Origin of the sequence: Bradyrhizobium sp. HKCCYLRH2047 (assembly GCF_051168175.1) — a bacterium.
Classification (GTDB): domain Bacteria; phylum Pseudomonadota; class Alphaproteobacteria; order Rhizobiales; family Xanthobacteraceae; genus Bradyrhizobium.
Map to the genome: position 1 here is coordinate 1 of NZ_JBNPUM010000027.1, position 4,738 is coordinate 4,738.

Below are 4,738 nucleotides of genomic sequence, written 5' to 3' on the forward strand. Positions count from 1 at the left end.
ACGTCGGGCCAGTCGCGATTGAAATCGGCGGTCAGGCGTTTCATCTCGCGCCGCCGATCGCACGCTCCACCGCGGCGCCATCGTCGAGCGGCGCGGCTGATGGCGGCGCAGCGGCCGATGGGTTTGCAACGAGTGCGACGCTTGCGACGACCATACACCTCAATGCCATAGCCAGGTTCAGAAGCTCCGATGTTCAATGTTGTCGACTACGATTCAGGACGACGCTCGCGCGGCAGCCCTTGAATAGGCGGGGAACTACGCGTTCGGACGACCAACACTTGAGGATCGGACATGGTGCAGCGATAGTGATCCGGCCTCGGGAGGAGCGGACGCGGTCCAGTCGAGTATAGCTTGATCAGCCGCTGGCGAGCGGATTAGACTGAGTACCCGAATTGAAGAAACGTTCAGAGCAAACAGTGTTTTGTCGTTCCATTACCTTGGTATCGTTGAGCTTCCTGGCCTCAGCCGTCGGCGCTCAGGCGCAGGGCGACCCAACGCAGATTTTCAACGGTGTGTGGGTGGCAGTAAATCCGCCAGGACCGCACGTCGTGTTTAATATGATTAGCCTGGGTCAAAGAGAGGCTAGTTTGCCGATACTTGGCCAAGCCACGATAGGTCCGTCCAATGGAGAAGACGGATCAAATTTCCGAATCTCGGGCCCAGGATTCACCTGCTTTTACCTGATACTCACCACCAACCAGCGGACAAGAATGGTCTGGGAGCTGAAGAGCGGTGGGGACGTCTGTTTCAAGTCAGCTGCTTTCGAGCAAGCCGATAGCCCGGTACCAGTACCGGTACCAGTACCGGCGCCGGCCCCGTTACCGCCGCCTCCGCCACCGCCTCGCCCCTCCGTCTCTCCGAGCTTCTCCTGCTCCGCTCGATTGAATGAGGCGGAAAGAACTGTCTGTTCAGACGACGGCCTAGCTCAGCTCGATCAAAATCTCGATGCTTTGTATACATCGGCTCAGGCTTACGCTCGCAGCAACGGTGACGCGGCAAGCTCTTCAAGATTGGCTGCAACCGAGAAGAGTTGGTTGTCCAACGATCGAAATGCCTGTGGTACGAATATAACTTGCTTGGCAAGCGCCTATTCGAGGCGGATTTCCCAGTTGAAAGCCTGCTTATCTCGGCTTCGCAGTGGTGACGGCTGCTAACAATTCCTTCGAACTCAACCGTATGATGGATCGGATCGGTCTCCATCGACAAATGCATTAGAAGCGGTGCTTTGGACCAGGGCCTCCATGCGAGCATTGTATTGCCTTCGTACTGTGCTTCTCACGAGCAGCCTTAGCAGTATCGCCCTGATACCCACCGCAGCACCACAGTCGGTGTCCGTGCCGCACTGCACATCGATCGTGAAGGTGATGCTGGACGTCGGCCACACGCCTGAGCAACCCGGAGCGACTAGCGCGCGCGGCGTGCCGGAGTTTGAGTTCAACCTCAGCCTCGCTCGCAGGGTTTCATTAGAACTTGCAAGGTCGGGGTACCTTGTGAGCGTGCTGGTCGTACATGGCATAGGCCAAGAACAGCTCCTCAACCGAGTCGTCCAGGCTAAACGCTATTCTCCAACTCTATTTATCTCCCTTCATCACGATTCAGTTCAGCCGTTGTTTATCCATCAATGGAGCTTCGCCGGACGAGCAAACCACTACAGCGACGAATTTTCCGGCTTTTCGATCTTCCTGTCTGAGCTCACCCCTAAGTTTGCCGAGAGCTTAGCGGCTGCCCAGCTTTTGGCAGATGAACTGATCAGGCAAGGACTGCGGCCTTCGCTGCACCATGCGATGAAGATTCCCGGTGAAGGGCGAAAACTCATTGATCGGCAGCGCGGGATCTATCTGAATGATCGGTTAGCCGTGCTGAAGGACGCTCCCTATCCGGCTCTGCTCCTTGAGGCGGGCGTGATCGTCAACCGAGCGGACGAAATCAATCTTCAAACGGAGACAATTCAGGCGCAAATAGCTCAAGCCATCACTCAAACCGTCAGCGGACGGTTTTGCGGGACCAATGGATCAAAAGCCCCATCGGATCTGCTCGATGAGCACAATTCAGATCGGAAGTAGCCCCAGTCGCTCAGGGCTCCACCCGCCGGTAATCGCCTGCCGCGGCTCTACAGGCCACGTCCGGCCCACCCGTACGGAATGAGAGATTTAGTCCTTCACCGGCAAAAGCATACCGGTAGGCGCACCTAAAACGCGGCCCGACCAGGCAAATATTCGCACCGCCATCGGCACACCTCTCGACCGATCCGACTCCGTTGAAAACGGTTGCCGCCCCCGAAAACGAAATGTTCAAATCACCATTTGACAGAAAGCGAATATTGTCTCCGGATCCACTCTTGAGCCAGTTGCCGAGCAACCGACCATCGAGAAGCCCTTGGGTTTGCGCTTGGGCTTGAGGCAGGAAAAAGGCTGCCCAGAGGCCGGCCACCAGAAGCTTCGAAAAGAAATCAATCTTCCATACCCTAACTATCAACATACTATCCCCCTCTGCCCTTATTCCATGCTCAGTCTGGGCCTCGTCAAAACACTGGAAATCCTAATGCAGTGGTTGTAGCCTTGGCAATGCCGCGCATACGGCTTTTTGAGCTTAGTATATTAACCTGAAGGGGAAGCGCAATGCGCTGTTTTTTGGTCGCTCTCGGGTGCTTTCTTGTTTTTGCAACCGCTAACGCTCGGGCGGACGCGCTGGACATTTTCAACGGCGTTTGGGTTTCGGTCAATCCGCCCGGTCCGCACTTCATCTTCAACAAGGTGGGCCTCAACTCTCGTGAAGCCAGCCTCCCTGTCTTAGGACAGGCGGCCATCCGGGTATCAAACGGCGAGAACGGGTCGAACTTCCTGGTCTCCGGCGAGGGCTTTTCGTGTCAATACTTCGTCGGCAAGATCAACAATAGCGAGATGACCTGGGAGCTCAAAGGTGGCTCATCGGTGTGTTTCCCGTCTGCGCATTTCAAGAAAGATCCTCCCTAGCGCGGAGCAGTGAGCGATGCGCGTTCGCGTCTTTCTCGTTGCCGGAGTGACCAGCGTATCATTGGCTTTCTCGGCAAGTGCGCTCGCCGACGATGCCTTGCAAATGTTCGACGGCGTGTGGGTTTCGATCAGTCCGCCTGGACCGCACATCGTCTTCAACAAGATCGGGCAGACACGCGAAGCTAGCTTACCCAATCTCGGTCAGGCCTCCATCACGAGTTCAAGGGGCGAAAGCGGATCAAACTATCAGATCTCTGGCGCTGGGTTTACCTGTTACTACCTCATTCTTACTACGAATGCTCAAGCCAAGATGGTATGGGAGTTGAAGAGCGGCTCAAGCCCTTGCTTCGCAAATGCCGTCTTGGAAAGGGCCGACTCTGAAAATGAGAGGGCCAACTCGAGTGCTCGACCTGCAACGGCTATAGCACCCGCTGCGCTTCAGGCGCCCAACGCCGCTTTAGCACCCAACCCTGCGCAGCCGAGCCCGCCCTCGGAAGGAGGCCGCAGGTGCGGTTACTACGCGATAGCATATTGCTCCGAAGATCTAAGTGTCGCCCGTGGAGTCAGCGGCGCGCTTCAAGCACAACTCATCGACACAAATGCTCGTAATTACTATCCCAACTTCCGCGCCGGCTGGTACTGTGTTGGAGTCGGCCCGCTGAATAGGGACACAGCCCAGAGCACCGCACAAGGATACAAGCAGCGCGGATATCCAACAGCGTACTTTAAAAATAGCTGCTGAATCGCGCCTAACTTGGGTGCCGATCGGCCGGCTTAGGCCGCCCTGACCATCGTCTAGGTATTCCTAATAACACCCGAATACGCTCCATTCGAACTTCAGACCCGAAGGAATGGCTATGGGGAAGCAGCTTGTTTTGTTACTCGCGCTCGCTGCAACCCTTTCGAATTGCAGCGCGACCAGTACCGAGCGGTCCTCTGCTGACCGAACCCCAGAAGCTCAGGGCGCACAGCCGGAGATCATCTCGCGCGAACAATGGCGAGCGAAATCGGCAAATGGTGGAATGACAGCCCAGACTGTCATTGGTATTATTATACATCACACGGGCGTTCGCAGTAACATCTCGACGAGCATCGAAGCGAAGATGCGCGGCTTGCAGGCATTCTCGCAGTCGCCGGGTCGAGTCTCACCATCAAAGTCAAAACCATCCTGGCCCGATGTACCTTATCATTTCTATATCGACGCAAGGGGCTCAATCGCCGAGGGACGGGATGTAAGGTTCGCCGGTGACACTAATACGGGCTACGATCCTAGAGGGTACATTCAGATTGCTGTCGAGGGTGACTTCGAACATGAAGCGGTACGCCCAGAGCAAAGAGAGGCATTGCGGGGCCTTTTGAAGTGGCTCTTAGTTCGTTGGAATCTTCCAACGTCCAGCGTCACTATCCACAAACTTCATGCCCCTACCGACTGCCCCGGGCGAAACTTGATACCCGAAATTGAAGCTATCCTGAGGGAGATATAGATGGGTTTAATATTTCGCTGGCTGGACTCGACCACGTGAGACCATCATTTCCGTATCCAGCACCGGCCTCACAAGGCTGGGCTATTGTCTGAGTGCGCATTGTCGATTACTTACAATTGCGAGCCTTTGGCGACCACTCGCTAATTGATGGCTGCCGCAGCTCGATGAGCAAGCACCCAAGTCAAGAACCAATTGGAAATCTTTCCGCCAGCACGAAGCTCTCGCGCGTCCGGGTCACGTCGGGCCAGTCGCGATTGAAATCGGCGGTCAGGCGTTTCATCT

General features: G+C 55.8%; 3 protein-coding genes. All 3 read left to right on the forward strand.

Going from position 1 to position 4,738, the window contains the following annotated elements; genetic code table 11:
• Positions 1-1,364 precede the first annotated feature (1,364 nt).
• The 3 genes from ACQR1D_RS31835 to ACQR1D_RS31845 all read left to right on the forward strand — a co-directional run bounded on the left by ACQR1D_RS31835 (position 1,365) and on the right by ACQR1D_RS31845 (position 4,456).
• A complete protein-coding gene (locus ACQR1D_RS31835) occupies positions 1,365-2,063 on the forward strand; it encodes an N-acetylmuramoyl-L-alanine amidase (protein WP_316218925.1) in 699 nt (232 codons plus the stop codon).
• 555 nt (positions 2,064-2,618) lie between these two features.
• The gene (locus ACQR1D_RS31840; RefSeq protein ID WP_315805873.1) at positions 2,619-2,972 is read left to right on the forward strand and encodes a hypothetical protein; all 354 of its coding nucleotides are present in this window, start codon (positions 2,619-2,621) and stop codon (positions 2,970-2,972) included.
• 1,022 nt (positions 2,973-3,994) lie between these two features.
• Positions 3,995-4,456, forward strand: a complete 462-nt coding sequence (locus tag ACQR1D_RS31845; RefSeq protein WP_410051482.1) for a peptidoglycan recognition protein family protein — start codon at positions 3,995-3,997, stop codon at positions 4,454-4,456.
• The last annotated feature ends 282 nt before the right edge of the window (positions 4,457-4,738 follow it).